The sequence below is a fragment of the Neobacillus sp. NPDC058068 genome (assembly GCF_042885335.1).
GTDB lineage: Bacteria > Bacillota > Bacilli > Bacillales > Cytobacillaceae > Neobacillus.
Map to the genome: position 1 here is coordinate 25,974 of NZ_JBHVSI010000014.1, position 21,134 is coordinate 47,107.

General features: G+C 40.3%; 16 protein-coding genes and 1 other annotated feature. Of the genes, 5 read left to right on the forward strand and 11 right to left on the reverse strand.

Annotated features, from left to right (window positions below):
• Positions 1 to 298: 298 nt before the first annotated feature.
• From ACFVSW_RS16990 to argS, 3 genes are all read right to left on the reverse strand, one after another.
• Positions 299 to 1,492, reverse strand: coding sequence for an MFS transporter (locus ACFVSW_RS16990; protein WP_387317838.1), 1,194 nt, complete (start codon positions 1,490 to 1,492; stop codon positions 299 to 301).
• A gap of 90 nt (positions 1,493 to 1,582) precedes the next feature.
• A complete protein-coding gene (locus ACFVSW_RS16995) occupies positions 1,583 to 2,047 on the reverse strand; it encodes a DinB family protein (protein WP_387317839.1) in 465 nt (154 codons plus the stop codon).
• Positions 2,048 to 2,120: 73 nt separating this feature from the next.
• On the reverse strand, positions 2,121 to 3,815 hold the full coding sequence (gene argS / locus ACFVSW_RS17000; protein WP_387317840.1) for an arginine--tRNA ligase: 1,695 nt from the start codon (positions 3,813 to 3,815) through the stop codon (positions 2,121 to 2,123).
• Positions 3,816 to 3,866: 51 nt separating this feature from the next.
• Positions 3,867 to 4,081, reverse strand: a binding site (T-box leader).
• 287 nt (positions 4,082 to 4,368) lie between these two features.
• Between argS and ACFVSW_RS17005 the strand changes: the two genes are divergently transcribed.
• Entirely contained in the window at positions 4,369 to 4,623 is a 255-nt protein-coding gene (locus ACFVSW_RS17005) for an alpha/beta-type small acid-soluble spore protein (protein ID WP_024028896.1), read from the forward strand.
• A gap of 39 nt (positions 4,624 to 4,662) precedes the next feature.
• Here the strand turns inward: ACFVSW_RS17005 and ACFVSW_RS17010 are convergent, their stop codons facing one another.
• Positions 4,663 to 5,235, reverse strand: coding sequence for a TetR/AcrR family transcriptional regulator (locus ACFVSW_RS17010; RefSeq protein WP_387317841.1), 573 nt, complete (start codon positions 5,233 to 5,235; stop codon positions 4,663 to 4,665).
• Between the two features lie 187 nt (positions 5,236 to 5,422).
• Between ACFVSW_RS17010 and ACFVSW_RS17015 the strand changes: the two genes are divergently transcribed.
• The 3 genes from ACFVSW_RS17015 to ACFVSW_RS17025 are packed head-to-tail and all read left to right on the forward strand — an operon-like array spanning position 5,423 to position 9,281.
• Positions 5,423 to 6,994 carry a spore germination protein gene (locus tag ACFVSW_RS17015; protein ID WP_387317842.1) on the forward strand — a complete coding sequence of 524 codons (1,572 nt, stop codon included), beginning with the start codon at positions 5,423 to 5,425 and terminating at the stop codon, positions 6,992 to 6,994.
• Positions 6,991 to 8,193: a Ger(x)C family spore germination protein gene (locus ACFVSW_RS17020; protein ID WP_387317843.1), complete on the forward strand. Its 1,203-nt coding sequence runs from the start codon at positions 6,991 to 6,993 to the stop codon at positions 8,191 to 8,193. The genes ACFVSW_RS17015 and ACFVSW_RS17020 overlap by 4 nt, the downstream gene beginning before the upstream one ends.
• A complete protein-coding gene (locus ACFVSW_RS17025) occupies positions 8,190 to 9,281 on the forward strand; it encodes a GerAB/ArcD/ProY family transporter (RefSeq protein ID WP_387317844.1) in 1,092 nt (363 codons plus the stop codon). Before ACFVSW_RS17020 ends, ACFVSW_RS17025 begins: the two co-directional genes overlap by 4 nt.
• 251 nt (positions 9,282 to 9,532) lie before the next feature.
• On the opposite strand, the gene ACFVSW_RS17030 is transcribed toward ACFVSW_RS17025, so the two are convergent.
• The 5 genes from ACFVSW_RS17030 to ACFVSW_RS17050 all read right to left on the reverse strand — a co-directional run bounded on the left by ACFVSW_RS17030 (position 9,533) and on the right by ACFVSW_RS17050 (position 16,334).
• A complete protein-coding gene (locus tag ACFVSW_RS17030; protein ID WP_387317845.1) occupies positions 9,533 to 11,548 on the reverse strand; it encodes an ABC transporter ATP-binding protein in 2,016 nt (671 codons plus the stop codon).
• Positions 11,549 to 11,611: 63 nt separating this feature from the next.
• The gene (locus tag ACFVSW_RS17035; RefSeq protein ID WP_387317846.1) at positions 11,612 to 12,655 is read right to left on the reverse strand and encodes an asparaginase; all 1,044 of its coding nucleotides are present in this window, start codon (positions 12,653 to 12,655) and stop codon (positions 11,612 to 11,614) included.
• A 64-nt stretch (positions 12,656 to 12,719) separates the two neighbouring features.
• Positions 12,720 to 13,661: an ABC transporter permease gene (locus tag ACFVSW_RS17040; RefSeq protein WP_387317847.1), complete on the reverse strand. Its 942-nt coding sequence runs from the start codon at positions 13,659 to 13,661 to the stop codon at positions 12,720 to 12,722.
• 5 nt (positions 13,662 to 13,666) lie between these two features.
• Positions 13,667 to 14,602 (reverse strand): ABC transporter permease, encoded by a 936-nt coding sequence (locus tag ACFVSW_RS17045; protein ID WP_387317848.1) that lies wholly within the window; start codon positions 14,600 to 14,602, stop codon positions 13,667 to 13,669.
• A gap of 85 nt (positions 14,603 to 14,687) precedes the next feature.
• Positions 14,688 to 16,334, reverse strand: a complete 1,647-nt coding sequence (locus ACFVSW_RS17050; protein ID WP_387317849.1) for a peptide ABC transporter substrate-binding protein — start codon at positions 16,332 to 16,334, stop codon at positions 14,688 to 14,690.
• Between the two features lie 256 nt (positions 16,335 to 16,590).
• Between ACFVSW_RS17050 and pepV the strand changes: the two genes are divergently transcribed.
• Positions 16,591 to 18,000, forward strand: coding sequence for a dipeptidase PepV (pepV, locus tag ACFVSW_RS17055; RefSeq protein ID WP_387317850.1), 1,410 nt, complete (start codon positions 16,591 to 16,593; stop codon positions 17,998 to 18,000).
• 73 nt (positions 18,001 to 18,073) lie between these two features.
• Here pepV and ACFVSW_RS17060 read toward each other — a convergent pair whose 3' ends face one another.
• Together ACFVSW_RS17060 and ACFVSW_RS17065 are read right to left on the reverse strand one after the other, a co-directional pair.
• Positions 18,074 to 20,182, reverse strand: a complete 2,109-nt coding sequence (locus ACFVSW_RS17060; protein WP_387317851.1) for a sigma-54 interaction domain-containing protein — start codon at positions 20,180 to 20,182, stop codon at positions 18,074 to 18,076.
• Between the two features lie 166 nt (positions 20,183 to 20,348).
• The gene (locus ACFVSW_RS17065) at positions 20,349 to 21,131 is read right to left on the reverse strand and encodes an ABC transporter permease (RefSeq protein ID WP_387317852.1); all 783 of its coding nucleotides are present in this window, start codon (positions 21,129 to 21,131) and stop codon (positions 20,349 to 20,351) included.
• Positions 21,132 to 21,134: the final 3 nt, after the last annotated feature.

Here is a 21,134-nt window from a genome sequence, read left to right on the forward strand (position 1 = left end):
TCTACACACAAACTCGATTATAAAATTACAATAGAATGGCTGTCAATTCAAACGGATAAAGTAACAATATTCAGGTTTCCCCCACTTTTCAAATTTATCCTTCTTTCTATGCCCAACTTAGAAAAGCGCAAGCGCCCTGGTCAGCGGCGTATGGCCTGGAGCGCTCCAACTGAGATAAAGGAAACACGAAGAGCGTAGCGATTCGATGTTGACTTATCGTAGGGCGGAGAGCGAAGGACAGTAGCCGCTAGGGCGCTGGAGCTGGACAAAAAGAAAAAACAGCTTGGTCAATAGCTGCTTATTCCTCTTGGACCATCTTTAAACGATCCTTATATAAGAAAAAGAAATAAAGTAACATCGAAATAAAAACGGATATCGCTGCCGCTAGATAAATACTGCTGTAGCTGAATAGGTAGCCAATTTGGCCGAACACGATGGCTCCTGTACCAATTCCTAAATCAAAAAAGGAAAAGAAGGTGGCATTTGCCATTCCTCTTCTATTTAATGGCGCTTTTTCTATCGACCATGCCTGCAGGGCAGGCTGTACCGTCCCAAAACCAAGACCATACAGACAAGCTGCTGTATAAAGAATGGCGCTATTAGGAAGCCAGGCTAACAAAAGCATCGCTGCCAAAATCAACATAGTTCCAGGGATATAAACCGCCCGATGCCCCTTCCGGTCATATAGTTGACCGGCAAATGTTCTTGTCACCATTAAGGCTATAGCATACAGAAGGAAGTACCATTGAATACCTCCGATATGTTCTTTTGCTGTGTATAACGGCAGAAAGGAGGCAATTCCGCCAAACGTGACCGTCAAAAAGAACATCAGCATGGATGGTCTCAGTGCACTTTTTTCATATAAATCGAGCTTAGCATTTGTTTTCTTCGATTGTGGCTCCACTTTTTTGTAGCTTATTCTTGAAGACAGCAGAAAAGCAACTATTCCTAAACCGGCACAAATTAAGAAAAAAAATTGAAATGATAGGCTGCCGTTTGTTAAAGCAAGCCCGAGCGCAGGACCGAAAGCGAGTGCCAAATTCCCCGATAAGCCATAATAACCCATTCCCTCGCCCCTTCTTGATGGAGGGATTAAATCGGTAGCGATGGTTCCCGAAGCCGTCGTGGAAAATCCCCAACCCACCCCTTGAACCACACGCATGACAAATAAGAGGGTGATACTTGTCAGAAACCCAAATGACCCGACAGATAGGACAAAAATGGCTAAACCAATTAAATAAACAAAGCCTCTCCCCTTTGTTTCAAGCGAATGTCCTGCAATCGGGCGCAAAAGCAGGGCTGAGAAGGTAAAGATTCCGACAACAACGCCAATTAATTGATCATTTCCGCCCAATTGTTCAACAAAAAGGGGAATGGTCGGCAGTGTCATCTGAAAGCCAAGAAAGATAAAAAAATTAGCGAATACAATAAGCACAAAATCCTTTGTCCAAATCTTTTCCTTAGGTCCTTCATTTATCATCTGTTTATCCATTTTTGCAGAGAACTTCCTTCCTATATGTTCGGATAAATGAAAAAACGTCTCTACGATTAGTAGAAACGAACTTTCATTGGATTGTTATTATTACGTTTGAGGCTTTTCTATCACGCGTTTCATGGCTTGAATTTGCCCTAGATGAAGCGACTCATGGAAAACCGCAAAATTTGCGAGTTCACCAAAGGTTTCTTGACCAAGGAACGGCGTTTTCAGCTTTTCACTGAAACTCTCTACATGAATTTCTTTAATCCTACTTAATTGCTCCTTAAGCTGCGTTGACAATTCCTGAACCGATGGAACGTCACCATTCCACTCAGCCGGTTTCGTGCCAGTCGCAAATAACCCCATATAGTTTGCTGGCAGATTGGTTGATTTTTTGGGAAAACCGAACATAAATTGTTCCGTGACAGTTAATGCATGGCCAATGTGCCAGTGAATCGTATTGTTAAATCCCTCAGGCTGTACATCAACAAGACCTTCATCCAGTGAAGCTACATTTTTCAAGAAATAGTTCCTCGTTAACTCAAAGCTCTTAAATAATAATTCACTCATTTCAACTCTCCCCTTTCTAATTTTCCTAGCTATAGTTTATACGATATTAAGCCAGTTATGAAACAAAACGAACTTACATTTCTTCCGGTGCTTCAACGCCTAATAACCGCAACCCTTCTTTAAGGACGACTGTAACACAGTAAACAAGTGCTAAACGCGCCGGCTGCTCCGCACTTTCCTCAAGAACTTTTACTTGGGTATAATATTTATTAAATGCTTGGGAAAGGTCAACTACATATTTGGCCACCTGTGATGGGTCAAGATTTGCACAGGCACGTTGAATAGCATTTGGGAATTCGATCAGCATGCTTATTACCTTCCACTCTTTTTCCCAAGCAGTATGGAAGTCAACGGGAGGTACATCCTCCTGCCAATTGCCTTTTCGTAAAATAGAGCAGGCCCGGGCAAATGTATATTGGACATATGGACCCGTTTCACCTTCAAAGCGAAGCATTTCCTCTAAGGAAAATTCAATATCGTTCATCCGATTGTTCTTTAAGTCGTGAAAAATAACGGCTCCAACACCCACTTGTTTGGCCACTTCATCTTTATTTTCCAGGTTTGGATTTTTTTCTTCGATATTATGTCTAGCCATCGTAATCGACTCTGTTAACACCTCTTCGAGGAGCACAACTTTGCCTTTTCGTGTCGACATTTTCTTGCCGTCCTTTAACATCATTCCAAACGGAACATGAACCATGGTCTCTGCCCACGTATAACCCATTTTACTTAACACGGCAATTAACTGTTTAAAATGAAGACTTTGCTCATGGCCAACGACGTATAAGGATTTAGCAAAGTTGTAATTTTCCTTGCGATAGAGAGCGGCAGCTAAATCACGGGTCGCATAAAGTGTCGCCCCGTCTGATTTTTTAATCAGGCAGGGCGGCAGCTGCTCCTCAGTCAGCTCAACCACCTGGGCTTGATCGGATTCTACCAATAATTGCTGTTCCTCAAGCAGACGAACAACTCGGTCCATTTTATCATTATAAAAAGCTTCGCCAGCATACGAATCAAATTGGACGTTCATCAACTCGTATATTCTTGAAAACTCCTTTAATGATTCGTCACGAAACCACTGCCAGAGCATTAACGCTTCCTCGTCGCCATCCTCGAGCCTTTTAAACCAGCCCCGGCCTTGGTCTTCAAGTGATGGGTCGGATTCTGCCACATCATGGAACTTAATATAAAGTGCGAGTAACTCCTTAATCGGGTTTTGTTTTACCTTTTCGACATCACCCCATAGTTTATAGGCGGTAATTAACTTCCCGAACTGCGTACCCCAGTCACCAAGATGATTAATTTTGATTGGTTTATAACCGCACTTTTCAACGATAAGTGCCAACGAATTTCCAATAACGGTTGAACGCAAATGCCCCATTGAGAAAGGCTTGGCGATATTTGGTGACGACATGTCGATTGTGACATTGCCGCCGCCCCCGAATTCATGGGCACCGAAATGGTTTGTTTGTGCGACAATTTCACTAATAACTTTTTCTGAAACCAGCTTTTTATTTAAAAATAGATTTAGGTACGCTCCCACCACTTCAGTTTGTTCGAAAATGGTTGACTGTATCTTTTCACTTAGTTCTTGGGCAATCATATTTGGTGATTTCCGTTTTAATTTTGCCAATGTAAAGCACGGAAAGGCTAAATCACCGTGCGATGTGTTTTTTGGCTTTTCAATCAGCTGTTCTAATTCAGCTGCTGAAATTTCTTGATCAAGCAGCTCAAATAGGATGGCTGCAAGCTCCTTTTTAAAATCCATTTTTAAGGACCTCCTTAATTTTTATAAATACAAAAAACCCCCGCCTCTATATAAAGAGACGAGAGTTTGAATATCCCGCGGTACCACTCTAATTGTTCAAAAAGAACCAGCTTTCCCTTTGTAACGGAGCATTCTCCGGCGTACCCTACTCGGTTTCGGGTTTGCATCTCAAAAGTGCGCTTCATCATCTGATTTGTATCAGGCTCACACCGCCCCCGACTCGCTAAAACATCCTAGATAACTACTCTCTTTTTCATTGATTTTTCCATCTTGATTATCAGTTATTATACTGGAAAGATAAGGATTAATCCAGTCACTATTGAATTTTTTTATTAAGGCAATCCTATTAGAAAGGCGCAAGCGCCCTGGTCAGCGGCGTATGGCCTGGAGCGCTCCAACTGAGATAAAGGAAACACGGTGAGCGCAAGCGAACCGATGTTGACTTATCGTAGGGCGGAGCGCGAAGGACATTAGCCGCTAGGGCGCTGGAGCTGGACATTTCTCAAAGTCAAAATTTATACATTATTATCTTTTTAACAAAGGAGGGATTTTTGTGGCGAGAAGAAATAAAATACTTGTACCGGAAGCACGGAGAGGTTTGGATGAGTTAAAAGCAAAAGTCGTTCAATCCGGGAGCCCGGAACATGCCAAATTCGAAGCTGCCGAAGAGGTGGGGGTTCCCTTGAAAAAAGGCTACAATGGACAGCTCACATCCGAACAGGCTGGAAAAGTCGGCGGCAGACTTGGCGGCAGCATGGTTCGCGAACTTGTCAAAATGGCACAGGAAAACTTAAGTAAGAGACAGTGACCTTTGGGGCCTACTATATCAGGCCCCCTCGTTTATTTTTCACTTCGGAAGCCCTTGCAATAAAAACACCTTCATAATCTCAGCAATTTGTTCCGAGCTCAACGGGGCATGATTTCTTTCCCAGTCTGAAACAAGAGCGATATACATTTTTAAAAGCAAAAAGCTGGTAATTTCTGTGTTAGCTGCAGGAATGGCTCCTTTAGCAATGGCGGTCTCAATTTTTTGTCTTAAATAGGCGATAATCTCATTTTCCACATGCTGGAGCATTTCCGACACCGCTAATGTTCCCATTTCCGCTTCCTCTTGGACAAGCTTAATCATAAGCTGGTGCTGGGAGCGAAATTCTAATAATCGGTACAAGGCACGATGGACATTTTCAGTAAACGGTAATTCCGACTGGATGACTAAGTCCGCCTCGACAATCATTTCCTTCACCAACGAAGAAATAATCTCCTCAAACAATTCTTCTTTATTTTTGAAAAAGGTATAAATGGTTCCCTTTCCGACATTCGCAAGCTTCGCAACTTGATCCATTGTCGTTGCTTTATAGCCAAATAACGAAAAGGATTTTGTCGCCGCTGCAACAATCATTTTTCTTCTATCAGGTGCCATGCAATCCACCATCCCTATTGACTAATTTAGTTTTTTGGTCACATCTATCTGATTTCACTATAGCATAGTCAATATTTCCTTTCAATTTTTTCTGTAAAGTATTTGGAAATCAACAAAACGTTTCTGGATCAATGTATATACCCCCTCCTTATTGGAAAAATATACACAGGTTAAATAAGGGGGCCTTATGATGTTTCGGTTCCGCAAGCGAAAAAATAAAAAAATTGCTCAACTTCCTGCTAATTACCAAAATGAAGCGCTGAGTTCAATCCTCTCAACAAACGAACAAATGTTAAAGGCAATTTTTCAAAACTGCTCTGACTTTATTATTCGCCCTATATTTGTAAATGGTGAAACTAACATTCTTTTGTTTTATTTAGATGGGTTAACTGACACGAGAATGTTCGAGAATGTACTGTTAAAACCGCTGATGTTTGAGGGAATTCCCACTGGATTAGGTGAGGTTCATACGCTCCGACAAGTAATTGAGCAGCAATTATTCGCAGTCACACCTGTTAATAAAGTTTCAAACTATGACAAACTAGTTGATGGGGTCTTAAAGGGCAATGTCGGTATTTTAGTTAATGGGGAGACAACAGGGTTAATCGCCGATTTCAAAGGTTTAGAACAACGCAATGTTGAGGAACCGGCGACAGAGGTCACTATTCGCGGTCCAAGGGATGGATTTAATGAATCGATTCGAACAAATACCGCGCTGCTAAGGAGAAGGATTCTCAGTTCCCGACTCAAACTTGAGTCATTAACCATTGGCGAATTATCGCAAACAAGTGTAGAGATTGCCTACATAGAGGGAATTGCTCCTGATAACCTTTTGGAAGAGGTCCGCAGCAGGCTTGGCCGCATCAAAATCGATGGGATACTCGAATCGGAGTATATCGAGGAGTTTATTGAGGATAATCCCTATTCACCATTTCCGCAAATTCAAAATACTGAAAGGCCAGACATTGTCATCGCCAATCTTTTGGAGGGAAAAGTAGCGATTATTGTTGATAACACTCCGTTTGCCCTCATTGTTCCCATGACATTCTGGAATGGGCTGCAGTCAGTTGAGGATTACTATGAACGGTTTATCTATACCTCCTTCATACGCTTTATTCGTTATATTTTGTTCATTATTTCGCTTTTTTTGCCATCTATTTACGTTGCCCTTACAACTTATCAACCGAGACTCATTCCGACGACACTGCTAATTAGTGTCTCGGCAGCTCGTGAAGGGGTCCCGTTCCCTTCTATCATCGAAGCATTGATTATGGAGTTTGTGTTTGAAGGTTTAAGAGAAGCAGGGATTCGCCTCCCAAAAGCCGTTGGGTCAGCTGTCAGTATTGTCGGGGCACTTGTTATCGGACAGGCTGCAGTCCAAGCAGGAATTGTCTCTGCTCCAATGGTCATTGTCGTGGCCACAACTGGAATTGCCTCATTTGCTATTCCTCGGTACAATCTCGGAACGGCACTGCGGATGATCCGATTTGCCATGCTGATTTTAGCCGGTATTTTTGGAATCTACGGGATAGTGATTGGCTTTATTGCACTGACCATTCATCTTGTTAATCTTCGCTCCTTCGGCGTTCCCTATTTTAGTCCAGTAGCTCCGCTGATTCCAGGAGATTTGAAGGATGTTTTGATCAGAGGACCAAGATGGACTTTCCAAAATCGTCCAACGTTTATTTTTGGCAGAGATAAACAGCGGATACCGCCTGGACAAAAGCCTAGTCCAAACCAAGGGAGGGACGACCATTGAAAGGAAGACAAATTCTTTGTTTTGGATTTTGCTTCTCCTTACTGTTTATCTCGGGATGCTGGGACCGGAAAGAATTGAATGATCGGGCCATTTGGCTGGCAACAGGATGGGATCTCGGGGAGAATGGCGGTGTTCAAATCAGCGGGCAGATTGTCATCCCCTCCAACATTCAAACCCAAGGTGGAGGCGGGGGAACAATGACGAAGGGTTTTTTCAACATTTCAGAAAGCGGAAAGGATTTCAGCGATGCCCTGCAAAATTTACAGGCGAAACTGCCAAGGGAAGCCTTTTTTGGCCAGCGCCGTGTTGTATTCTTTGGGGAAGAATTCGCTAAACGCGGGTTAAAGGAGGAAATGGACATAAATAATCGAAGCCCGGATGTCAGCCTCCGAACCGATATATTTGTCGTCAAGGGAAGTACCGCAAAGGATGCCCTAAATCTTGCTAATCCTCTAGAGAGCCATCCTGCTGTTGCTGCTTTAAAAGACCACGAACAAAGCGGAGGACGAGGTGATACCGCTTATTTAAATTTTTTATTAGCTGCAACCAGTGCGGGATTTCGCCCAACCATCCCCATAATTGAAATTAGTCAGTCACAAGAACGAAAACACTCGGGACAACAGAATTCTACCAATCCTCCACTCTTGAAGATTGCTGGGGCTGCCGTTTTTGACGAAAACCTTAAAATGATTGGTCGTATAAATATGGAGGAAAACAGACATTTGCTTTGGGTGATGGGACTGCTAAAAAAACTGACGATCAGCATTCCCAAAAATGAGGGCAATGCAAGTATAGTTTTAACGAAAATAGACAGCAAAATCAAACCAACGTTCAGCAAAGACAAACGAATAAGAATTAAAGTTTATCTGACTGGAGAAGGTGCTTTGACGGAAAGTAATACAGGATTAAATGTTGAGTATTCAAAGAATCTTTCACATCTCCAAAAGAGTTTTGAAACATATACGCAAAAGCAAGTTCAGCAAACGGTAACAAAGGTGCAAAAGGAATACGGGCTCGATATCTTTGGCTTGGGCGAGGTCATTCACCGAAAACATCCGCGTCAGTGGAAAACGCTAAAAAATGACTGGGACAAGAAGTTTTCAGAGGCAGAAATTATAGTAAAAGTAGACTTAAAGATTAAACAAATCGGAATGTCAGGTCCTTCCTTATTGTTTAAAGAAAGTGAGATAAAAAAATGAAACTGTCTGGAATGCAACTTTTTTGGTTGATGTTCTCTTTCGAAACTGGAAATATGCTTCTGCTTACCATTGGACCAACTGCTCAAGAGGCCAAACAGGATGCATGGATTTCCTGTTTGGCCGCTAGTGTTTTCGGGATCGCGATTGTCTTTATCGCCTGCAAAACTGCTCTTCTTTTTCCGAAACAATCGTTAATCGAGTTCAGTAAACTTATATTAGGTAAGTGGGTTGGCACGATTGTTATCATTGTCTATCTAATTCAATGGTTTGCTGTTATCGGTAACATTTTAAGAGAATTTGCCGATTTCACGATTACCATTCTGCTTCCTTATACTCCTCCTTGGGCTTTGATTTTAACGATGCTTTTATTAATGATTTATGTAACTACCATTGGGGGAATCGAAGGAATTGGACGGTGCAGCGAGGTGTTTGGAACCATTATATTCTTATCATTATTTGCCTTACTAATTCTTTCTGCACAAAATGTTGATCTTCTGCGAATACTGCCTGTTTTTTCAGACACAGGAATTCAGCGGATTTGGAAAGGGACATTAATCCCTCTTGCTTTTTTAGGAGAGTCCGTGATGGTGTTAATGCTCATCTCGTTCATGGATCAGCCAAAGAAAGGCCTAAAAAGTGCTGTATGGGGAATTACTGCAGCCGCATGTTTCATTAGTACCGTTACCTTATGGGTACTGATGACTTTAGGTCCCGAGTTGACAGCTAAACTGCGCCATCCTGTATTTGATACAGTCAGCTATATCTCGGTAATGGATTTTATCCAAAACTTAGAGATAATTGCCGTCCTAGTCTGGATCCTTAGTGTATTTATCAAATTATCGCTCTACTTCTTTTTTGTATGCTACGGGACGGCTCAATTATTCAAAGTGAAAAACTGGCGGAAAATGATTTGGATTACGGCGCCTTTTTTCTTCGCACTTGCCGTTTTCTATCCAAATAATTCCTACACCTTCGGCTATATGAAAACATATATGGTTTATTTTTTATTACCTATCAATATGGTAGGAATCCCCATCCTGCTTTTAGTTGTTGGGAGTATTCGGAAAAAATTTACGGTAAGCCATTGAGAATTTTTCTGAATCAAACCTGAAATGGGATATACTAATCAAACGTTTGATTAAATGTGGGTTGGAAATGTGCTTTACTAATCAAACGTTTGATTCATTACAAGCTTTATGGGGACAGCGAAACTTATCTTTTCTAACTATCACTAAATGATTGATTATAAATGGAAAACCACGACACCTTTTTTATTCGCGCCACGGCTTCTATCGTCAGTATTTTTTTACTTATCTTGTTATTATGGAACTAGATTTTTTTAAAACAAATGACAAGCAACCCAATGATTTGGTTTCGCTTCTTTCCAAATTGGTGTTACCTGGGCACATGTATCTGTTGCCATGGGGCATCGTGTTCTAAACCTGCACCCACTTGGTGGGTTACTTGGACTTGGAAGATCACCACTTAGAATAATACGATTGCGTTTCTTTTCAATATCAGGGTCCGGGACCGGGACAGCTGAAAGCAAGGCTTGGGTGTATGGATGAAGAGGCTCCTCATATAAATCGTCGGAGGTAGCTAACTCTACTATTCCCCCAAGATACATGACACCCACACGATCACTTATATGTTTGACCATCGAAAGATCATGAGCAATAAATAAATAAGTTAAATTTTTTTCCTTTTGAAGCTTTTTCATTAAATTAACAACCTGTGCTTGGATGGATACGTCTAAGGCACTAATCGGTTCATCCGCGATGATAAATTCCGGCTCAACAGCGAGCGCCCTGGCAATCCCAATTCTTTGCCGTTGGCCTCCTGAAAATTCATGAGGATACCTGTTTGCATGGCTTTTATTCAATCCTACTGTTTCCAGCAGGCGGAATACCTTTTTCTGTCGTTCTTCTTTAGTTGCTGCCAACCCATGTATATCAATTCCTTCAGCAATAATATCCGCTACTGTTTTTCGAGGATTGAGCGAAGAATATGGGTCTTGAAAAATCATTTGCACTTTTCGGTTAAATTGTTTTAGCTGGGAAAGATTCTTTTTCCCGTGAACCTGTTCCCTTTGAAATAATACTTCTCCATCAGTAACGTCATACAATCTCATCAAAGTTCTTCCTGTTGTCGATTTACCACATCCAGATTCCCCGACTAGACCTAGAGTTTCCCCTTTATAAATCGTAAAGGAAACATTATCTACTGCTTTCAGCACTTCATTCTTACCCGTTTTAAAATACTTTTTAAGATTTTTGATTTCCATTAATGGTTCTTGCTGAAAGGGTGCTTTTTCGTTCTGTTTCTTTGCCGGACTTTCTACCACTTTTATTTTCTTTCTTAAAAAATCTGATCGCTCCATTTTTGGTGCTTTTCCATGAAGCAGCCATGTAGCCGCATAATGAGTTTCTGAAATTTTATGCATGGGTGGTTCACGAAGATAATCAATTTTTAATGCGTGTTCGTTTCTTTCAGCAAAAGCATCCCCTGTTGGTGGATGGAGTAAATCTGGAGGGGTTCCTGGTATAGCAGCAAGCTCCCCTTTTGTTTCCAAATTAGGCATTGAACCTAATAATCCCCATGTATATGGATGCTGCGGGTTATAAAATACTTCTTCGACTGTCCCGGTTTCAATAATCTTTCCGGCATACATGACGGCCACTCGATCGGCAATGTTGGCAACCACCCCAAGATCATGGGTTATGATGATAATCGATGTATCCATTTTCTTTTGAATATCTTTCATGAGATCTAAGATTTGCGCTTGAATAGTTACATCTAATGCTGTTGTCGGCTCATCAGCAATAACCATTCTCGGATTACAAGCAAGAGCAATCGCAATGACAACCCTTTGCCGCATACCACCCGAAAATTGATGTGGATATTGGTTTACCCGCTGTTCAGGATTCGGTATCCCGACAAGCTTCAATAAATCAACTGTCCGTTGCTGTGCTTGCTGCTTATTTAGTTTTTGATGGGTCATGATACTTTCAGCGATTTGCTTTCCCACTGTCATCGTTGGGTTTAAGGCTGTCATTGGGTCCTGGAAGATCATCGAAATTTCGGAACCTCTTATTTTTTCCATTTCTTTCTCAGAAAGGTGCACTAAATTTTTTCCTTCAAAAAGGATTTCCCCCTCTTCAATCTGAGCGGTTTTGTTAGGTAAAAGTTTCATGATGCTTTTCGATGTGACCGATTTGCCCGAACCAGATTCCCCAACAATTGCTAGCGTTTCACCCTTTTTTAAATAGAGATTAACCCCTCTGACTGCCTGAACTTTACCGGCATACGTTTGAAAAGAAACATGTAGGTTGTTGATTTCTAGTAATTTCTCCACAATGTCTTCCCTTCCTCTCTCCTAATTAAAAACTCCAGAAACTAGCCGGTTTTTCTCCACTTATTAATTGGTAACCGTTTCACCGTCAAACTTTTCATTATGATGCTTAACTAGCTCAAAATCGGCCTCAATTCGTCCGATCCGGTCATTTCTCGCGTTTAGTACCGGTGCATTTACATATTGATCTAGTATTTGATAAATGGATTCGTCACCAATCTTTAGTTTCTTTAATACTTCCATTGCAACGACGCTTACTGCTCGCGCATTTCCATCCTCTGCCTTAATGGTAATACCGAGGCCTAAATCAACTACCCCAATACATTGAACACCCTCTGCTCCGCCTTTTGCGACAATTTTCCCATTGAAAGCAGCCATTAAATCAGTATCAAATCGGTCCTTTCCTCCTACCATTTCTGGATGCTTCATCATCGCATTGCGAATTCTTTCGAGTGCCTGCGCTCGTTCGCTTTGCTCCCAAGCGTTAGGATTTGCTAAGCGGGCAAAACCTAAGGCAGTATTCCTTAATGGCAGTCGATGAACAGGGACACCGCAACCATCGACGCTGATGTCAATTTTCTCCTTCGGATATTGACATACATCCTCAATGGCATGTAATATCCGCTGTTGATGAGGGTGCGTCAACTCTCGATAACTACTTACATCCTCATTCATATGGACTACTGCCGTTAACATTCCCGAATGTTTCCCCGAGCAGTTACTATAAACAGGTGTTAGCTCGCCGCCCGCTTTAATTAATGCATTATAGCTTTCAATATCCCTTGGAATATGGGTTCCACATTGGAGACTGTTTTCTTCTAGATGAATATGGTTGATTATGTTCATTACACGGTCCCGATGCCTTTGTTCTCCACTATGTGAAGCACAAATGAGTGAAATATCTGCTTCCTCAAAATGATAGGCATCTGCCGCTCCTGTTTCTAAAACGGCAATTGCTTGAAAGGGCTTCATGGATGACCTTGGGAAGGTTTGGCGTTCTGGATCCCCATATGAATAAAGCAGATCTCCTTGTGCGTTAACTACGGCGACATGGATATCGTGCGTACTTTCAAGATACGTTCCACGGTAAACTTTTACTGGTTTTCCCATAAAATATTCCACTCCATAAAATTGATTTTTAGTTTTCACGTTTTTTAACTTACGATGATAATCATTATTTTCTCATTTTCGGATCTAAGGCATCTCTAAGTCCATCCGCTAAAATATTAAAACTAACCATGATTCCAATAATGACTAGTGCCGGATAAAGAAGGAGATAAAAATGGTTTCTCATCCCATGAAAACCATCATTAATTAATACCCCTAAGGACGCAAGCGGCTCTTGCAGCCCCAGGCCAATAAAGCTAAGGAAAGCTTCTGTGAAAATGGCAGATGGGATGGTGAACATCATATTAATAACAATTAACCCAATCGTATTAGGGATTAAGTGGTGTAAGATTAATCGTGTATTGGAGGACCCAAGCGATTTGGCAGCTAAGATATATTCCTGTTCCTTCAATTTAAAGATTTGGGCCCGGACCAATCTCGCCATATTCACCCAACCGGTAATAACCATAGCGACTGTAATGGTGATAATACCTGGTTTCATTAACATGATTAATAAAATCACAACGATTAGATGAGGAATGCCTACTAAAACTTCAATTAATCGCTGCAAGGCATTATCGACCTTACCTCCTAAAAGAGCGGAAATTGCGCCAATTGTTACCCCGATGATTAAGTCAAGCAAGGCTGCAAGGATGGCAATATAAAGAGAAATTCTTGTTCCCTGCCAAATTCTAGTCCATTGGTCTCGTCCAAACTTATCCGTCCCTAGCCAATGTGTTTGGCTTGGTGCTTGATAGGATGCACCATAATCTGTCTGATAGTATTTAAACTCATTCATATAGGGACCAAATATGGCTAACAGGATAATAATTAGTAACGTAATTAAACTTAAAACTGCACCCTTATTCCTCTTAAGTCTTAGCCAGCTATCTTTGTAAGCGGATAAAGTCGGCCGCTCAATTTTTTCACTATCTTCTACCTTTCTGCCAACCACTTCAAACAAATCATCGGAAAATTCATCTGTCGTAAGTGCTTCTGTGTTTTTCATCCTACTCACTCCTTTGCACCGCTAATGCGAATTCTTGGATCAATAAGGCCATAAAGAAGGTCAATGATCAGCATTGTAAGAACAAAAAAGGCACTATAGAAGAGGGTAAGACCCATTATTGTCGTATAATCATTCACTTTGATAGAATCCACGAATAAACTTCCAATTCCCGGAACCCCAAAGATATTCTCAATAACAAGCGATCCTGTTAAAAGACTTACACTAATTGGACCTAAGACGGTAATTACCGGTATTAAAGCATTGCGGATTGCATGCTTGTAAATAATTTTCAGCTGTTTTACACCCTTGGCTTTTGCAGTCAGCATATAGTCCTGCCCAAGTACCTCAAGCATTTCATTTCTGGTATAACGGGCAATTAATGCAATAACAATTAATGATAAAGCAATACTTGGCATAATTGAACTCGAATAGGATTCCCAAAATGCAACAGGCAAGAGCCCAAGCTTTAATCCTACATAATATTGCAAAAGTGCGGCAAAGACGAAGTTAGGCACCGATATCCCCAAAACAGCAATAAACATCGTCGTAAAATCCCATATTGAATTGTGTTTAAAGGCTGCGATAATTCCTAAAATGAGTCCAATGGTTAAACCTAAAATGACTGCTTGTGTTCCGAGAAGAGCTGATGGACCAATTCGGTCAGCTATGATCTCTTTCACATCCTGGCCTTTAAAATAAAAGGAAGTTCCCAAGTCTCCTTGAATTAAATTCCCCATGTATATCACGTATTGGGTTGTAAGCGGCTTATCTAATCCATATCTTGCAAAAAACTCTGTTCTTTGCTCCTCTGATAAATCAGCAAGCTTCTCTTCATCAAATGGAGAACCAGGAAGCTGCTTCATTAAAAAGAAGGTTACAGTAGCAATGACAAACAGTGTAATGACGATATTCAATAATCTGACAATAAAATACTTTTTCAACCTCTCACACCTCCACTTTTGCGGGGTTAGAACCATTTTTTATGATATAAGGAGAAGAGGAAGACCCCTTCCCCATCAAAACTAGTTATTTGACTTTAGTATATTTCAACTCTAAAGGCGCACCGTAAGGATGATTGACAAATCCCTTTACATAAGGCTTTTGTAAAAATGCCGATCCTTGGTAGTAAAGCGGGCCTAAAACGGAATCATCTTTAAGCATGATTTTTTCAGCTTCAACAAGTTTTTCCATACGTACTTTATCATCAGCCTCATTCTTGGCTGTATTAACCAGTTCATCATATTTTGTATTTCCATAATTTCCACGGAATGGCTTCGAAGGTGACATCCATAAATCCAAATAAGTCATTGAATCGTTATAGTCCGCGCCCCACTTAGAAACAACCATTTGGTAATCATTATCTCTCATCGTTTGAAGTCGTCCACTATACGGTTTTGTGACAAGTGAAATATCAATCCCTAAATTCTTCTTGTATTCGCTTTGAAGGAATGTACCAGTATCTTTAGATACCGTATCATCAGCAGTTAATAGGGTAATTTCAGGAGTTTTACCCAATTCTTTTACTCCTTGTTCCCATAGTTCCTTGGCCTTTTTACTATTTGGCTTGATCACATCACCACCAAGTTCACGGAAGGTCTTTCCGTCGACTCCTGCCATTTTAGGAGCAATCAATCCATAAGCAGGCTCAGATCCATTATTTAAAACAACATCGGTCAACACTTTGGGATCATATCCTAATTGAAGTGCTTTTCGGATATTTGGGTTAGAAATTGGCTCTTTTCCTAGGTTGAATTGAATATAGTAAGAGGTAAATTCTGTTTCAGTTCCAAACTCTTTACTATCTTTAAATGAATTTACATCTGCGGATGAAAGGACTACTCGATCAAGATCTCCAGCTTCATATAAATTTAAAGCGGTACTTTGTTCTTTAATGACTTTTAGGTTGATTTTTTCAACAGCCACATTTTTCTTATCCCAATATTCAGGATTTTTCTCTAAAACTACTCCCTTTGCCTGATCGTAATCAGTTAACACATATGGACCGTTATAAAGAATGTTGTCATACTTTAGAGCAAATTGGTCGCCCTTTTCAGTAACAAATTTTTCATTTAACGGAAAATAAGTAACAAACGCAGTCAAACCTACAAAGAATGGTGTTGGTTTTTCTAGATGAACAACAAGTGTTTGATCATCTTTTACTTCGATTCCGACCGTATCAGCCTTAGCCTCTCCAGCCGTAAATGCTGCTCCGCCTTTAATATAGTCCGCAAGAATAAAAGAATACGACCCCGCCGTATCCGGATTCATCGCTCTTAACCAAGAGTATTGGAAGTCCTTTGCGGTTATTGAGTCTCCATTGCTCCATTTCACATTATCACGAAGATGGAAGGTATAGGTTAGCCCACCATCAGTTACATCAACGCTTTTAGCCATCGCTGGTTCCGGTTCATTATCCTTATTTAATCTGTATAAACCTTCCATGACATTATTTAAGACAGAAAAAGAAATCGAATCTGTCGTTTTTACTTGATTTAAATCAGGAATATCATTGTCAAGGCTTAAATTGAGTACATTTTCGGGCTTTCCATTAGAACTCTTTACGTCTTTTCCATTCTTTGTTCCAGTTGAGCTTTCCTTGAAATTACAGCCCCCTAGTACAACCATCAAACTGAGTAATAGCAAATACAACATTTTCGGCCATTTTTTTCTCAAATTAGTTACCCCCTAAAAGTTTTTTCATGTATTATTAATGCAATTTCCATGCCAACAATTGAAATCCGTTATTTTACACTGAAATTTGAATAATCAACCTTTTCTAAAAATAAATAGGTTAACCACTTTTGCATAATTTCAGTTCTATTTAGATAATTGGTTACCCTATTTTTCTTTTAACACTATTCCCATAAGAAAGGAAACTTGGTACAAAACTTGCATCTATGGTAATTGAACTGAAAAGGAGGGGCTACCATTGAATTGGAAGGAAGAAGTAAATAAAAGGAAGGATTTATTAGTAGATGATTTAACTACTCTATTAAAAATTCCAAGCGTGAAAGATTTATCAACCTCATCTGAACAAGCTCCGATGGGAGCAACAATTAAAAAAGCGCTTGATTTTATGCTGGAAAAAGCTAAACAGGATGGATTTAGGACAAAAAATATCGATAATTATGTTGGATTCGCTGAACTAGGTCCCGAAGATGCATCACACTATATTGCTATCTTATGCCATTTGGATGTGGTTCCTGCCACCGGTGAATGGGATACTGATCCCTTCTCCCCTGATATAAGAAACGGCAAGTTATACGCCAGAGGAGCAATCGACGATAAAGGGCCCACAATGGCCGCATATTATGCACTAAAGATTATTAAAGAGAATGAATTATCTTTAAAGCATAGAGTGAGGATTATTTTTGGAACAGATGAGGAAAGCGGAATGACGTGCATGAAAAAATATGTTCAAGTGGAGCCTGCACCTTTAACAGGCTTTGCCCCAGATGCAGAATTCCCGATTATTCATGCTGAAAAAGGCCAAATTAATGCTGTATTAAAATGGAGAGCGCAGGATACCCAAAATGACGATCCATTCAAGGTAGTTTCTTTTTCCTCAGGAGAAAAAGGAAATATGGTACCGGATCAAGCACAGGCTACACTCATTGGCCATAACCTTGAATATGTAGAAAGAGAGTTTATTAGATTTGCAATTAGTCAGAAGCTTGAGTTCTCCTATGAAAATAATGGAAATTCAATCAGACTAACACTAAAGGGAACATCAGCTCACGGAATGGAACCAGACAAAGGGATTAATGCAGGGAATACACTAGCACAGTTTCTCATTAAAAATTCAATTGACAATGGATCATACTTTACATTTATTTCAGATTGTTTAGCGGAGGATTTTTGGGGAGAAAAGCTGAATATCTCGTTTTCTGATGAAATAACAGGACCACTCACGGTAAACGCAGGAATTTTCCGCTTCGCACACCAAGAGGATGCCTATATCTCATTAAATATACGATGCCCTGTTGAAACTCCTTATTTAAGGACAATAGAAAAGTTAAACGAAACCGCTCAAAAATATGGATTCGATGTGGAAGAGGTAAGAGAAAAGAAACCACATCACGTTGACCAGAATCACCCAGTAATCAAGGTCCTTCAACAAGCATATGAAGAAGAAACAAATACTCAGGCGACTTTGTTAACTACTGGAGGAGCCACCTATGCTCGTTTTATTGAAAACGGAGTAGCTTTTGGGGCGGTTTTCCCTGGTAAAGAAAATACCGCCCACCAAAAAAATGAATATGTTGAAATGGAAGATCTCAATAAAGCCACAGCCATTTATGCTAACGCTATTTTCCATCTGGCAAACCTTGATTATTAATAGCTTCTTTTCAGAAAAAAAGCAAGTGCGTTAACACTTGCTTTTTTCGCCTATCAGGAAAGTATCCGTTCAACTACACCTCTATCTTCGCCCTTCGAAGTTCTCCAGCCAGCGGATTTTCTTTATAATACTCAAGGAATTTCTTTCCTTTTTCGGCAATCCTGCTTCCTTTTCTTCCTTTTTCTATGATGATTAATTCATGATGATTGAGTAACCCCTGTCTGTACCGTAGCTGCTGGTCTGTCAGATTGAATTCCCGCTTATTCAAATAGTCTACTATCGCCGACCTGCCGGCAGAGGAAACATGCTCAGAATTTAAAAACTCTAACATAACCAATATCTCAGAAAGGAACCCTTTTCTTTTAAATTCTTCCGCAATCACTTTTAATGCTTCATTCATAAGAAGGTCTGACTGGTATGTAAATGCGTTACTCCCCATCGGAAGGTCTTCTTTAAAGACAATGTCACCGGAAATATGAGCAGCATATTCTACAACATTGCGGAGCTCTCTAATATTCCCTGGCCAATGGTATTCTTGACAAAGCTCTAAGGCTGCTTTTGAAAAAGCAAATGGGGGTCTACCAAGCATTTCTTGAAATTCTTTAATAAAAATATTGATCAGCAGTGGTATGTCTTCTTTTCTTTCCCTTAGTGGCAGGAGCCTCAAAGGTAAAACATTTAGTCGATAAAATAAATCTTCACGGAATGTCCCTTCAGCAATCAGTTGATGTAGATCTTTATTTGTTGCCGCGATCACTCTAACATCTAAGGGAATGACTCTGTCCCCGCCTACCCGCATGATCTGTCTTTCCTGAAGGACTCTTAACAGGCGATTTTGAATAACAGCTGATGCATCGCCAATCTCGTCGAGAAAAATACTCCCCATATGGGCTTGTTCAAACATTCCAATACGACCACTTTTATTTGCACCTGTAAACGCTCCTGCTTCATAACCAAATAGTTCACTTTCCATTAAACTCTCAGAAATAGCCGCAAAGTTTACCCCAATAAAGGGTTGGGGTTTTCTGGGTGAATGATTATGGATGGCTTGTGCCAACACTTCTTTGCCTGTACCAGTTTCACCTAAGATTAGGATGGTTGAATTACTTCTTGCCAGCCTTTGGGCTATTTTGATCATATTTAAAACAGATTCATTGACTGTTTTAACGTCATCGAAGTAATACCTTGCTAATAAGTTTTTTTGCTTTGCTTTAAAACGGTAGTCATGCTCGATTTTTCGATAATCCTCTGCTTTCCGAAAAATGATAAGCGTTGAGTACACCTGTGCATCGATAATAATTCTCTTTTTCCTCATATAAAAGGTTGTTTCATCAATTTCGACAAAGCTTTCTTGACCGACTGCCATATTCTTAATCGCGTCACGATAGGAGTCACTTAAATCATTCAAATAAGGTTTGGTCGACTTTACCGAGTCGAGCTCCAGAATTTCTCCCGCATGTTGATTAAATACTTCTATTTGTAAGCTATTATTATAAACTAAAACCGCATCATCCATATTCTGAATGATATTTTCCAAACTCTTTTGCAATAGTTTCGAGCGAAACATTTCGTCACTAAGTTCTTTTGTAATATCAACCAACGATTGCATAAATCTTGCAGATAAATGAGTAGTTGAAGAAAAGGGTGAAATTTGGAAATGATTAAATAATTCTACTAATGTTGAGATATCTATTAATCGACTTCCAATATTAATCACTTTTTTAATATGTGTTGGCACTAACTGTGGCTCCCCGGCCGTCACAGCTATCGTAATATCTTTGTTTGGTTCTTCTTGTGAATAAAACGGACGAAAATCTAGATCAATTCCCGTTTCTTTGAGGATTCGGATAGTTTCTTCTGTCGACTGTTTTAAATCACTTACCAAATAAACCATTGTACCTTTCGGAATTTCCAACAATCCCCTAATATTTGCATAATTGATTGTTCTTTTCGTAATGATATACTGCATATCTTCAGGCAAATAGGGTTTTACCATTTTATAAACAATCGCGCTTGAAATAAGCACGAGGGAATACTTTCTTATTGAAAGATGATCCAACTCATCTACTTTTCTAGCATCAATGTGAAAATAATCTTGTAAACCAATTTCGGTTAATTGGGAGACAAGCGACTGTAACGTGTTCTTCATATATGCTACAACAAGAATACTGTTTTTTTCCAAGCATACTCCCCCACCCCTCTATAGTAGAACCCCTAGAGAATATTTTATCATATTTCAATATTTACTCTTCGTTACGTACACTTTACCCTCCTCTACCAATACCTTTCCACTTGCCACCTATAAGTAAATACTTTCTTGTCAAAAATTAACCTTCATCATTCATTGATTATGACCCAGTGGACCGATAGTGCCTGACACCAAATTTCCAGACGAGAAAACATGGAAGGATAAACAGGCTCCCCAGAACGGGAGTCAGCATATGGATAAGCTCGTTTCCGTCTGCTTTTCCGAGAATATATTGTAATGGCAGGTAATTTACGGTTCCAAAAGGAATGACATAGGTAAAGAAACGGGCAACCCATTTTTGATAAATATTTAACGGGTATTGCGCCATCTCCCTGCCTCCGTCGGTAAAAATACTTGCTACTTCAAGGCCTTGAACCGTCCAAAAACACATCGCGGCGGCAAGCATATAGATTCCGGTGAAAATAAACACACCACTCACAATCATCAGCGCAAGGGTAATGGCTTTGATTGCGCTCCACTCGATGGGAAGATTGCTTAAAGCCCAGACTAAAACAATCACACTCTGAAGCAGTCGGCCAACTCTTGTAAACTCAAATTTTGAGCCGATGACTTGAACAAAGGTACTCCGCGGCCGCACAAGCAAGCGATCAAACTCCCCTTTGATGACAAGGCTAGAAAACATGTCAAAACCGCGGGCAAAACATTCGCTCAAACTGAAGGCCATGTGGATAATCGCAAAACACAGGGCCACCTCGAAAAATTGCCAGCCCTTTATTTGCCCAAACCGTTCAAACAAAAAGTACAGGCCGGCAAAGATGGAAAAAGGGATAAAAAACTGACCAATCGATAGCAGCCAAAACGAGGTGCGGTATTGCATTTGCGATTTGAAATGGATTGAAAGATATTTAAAATAAAGTTTCACCGC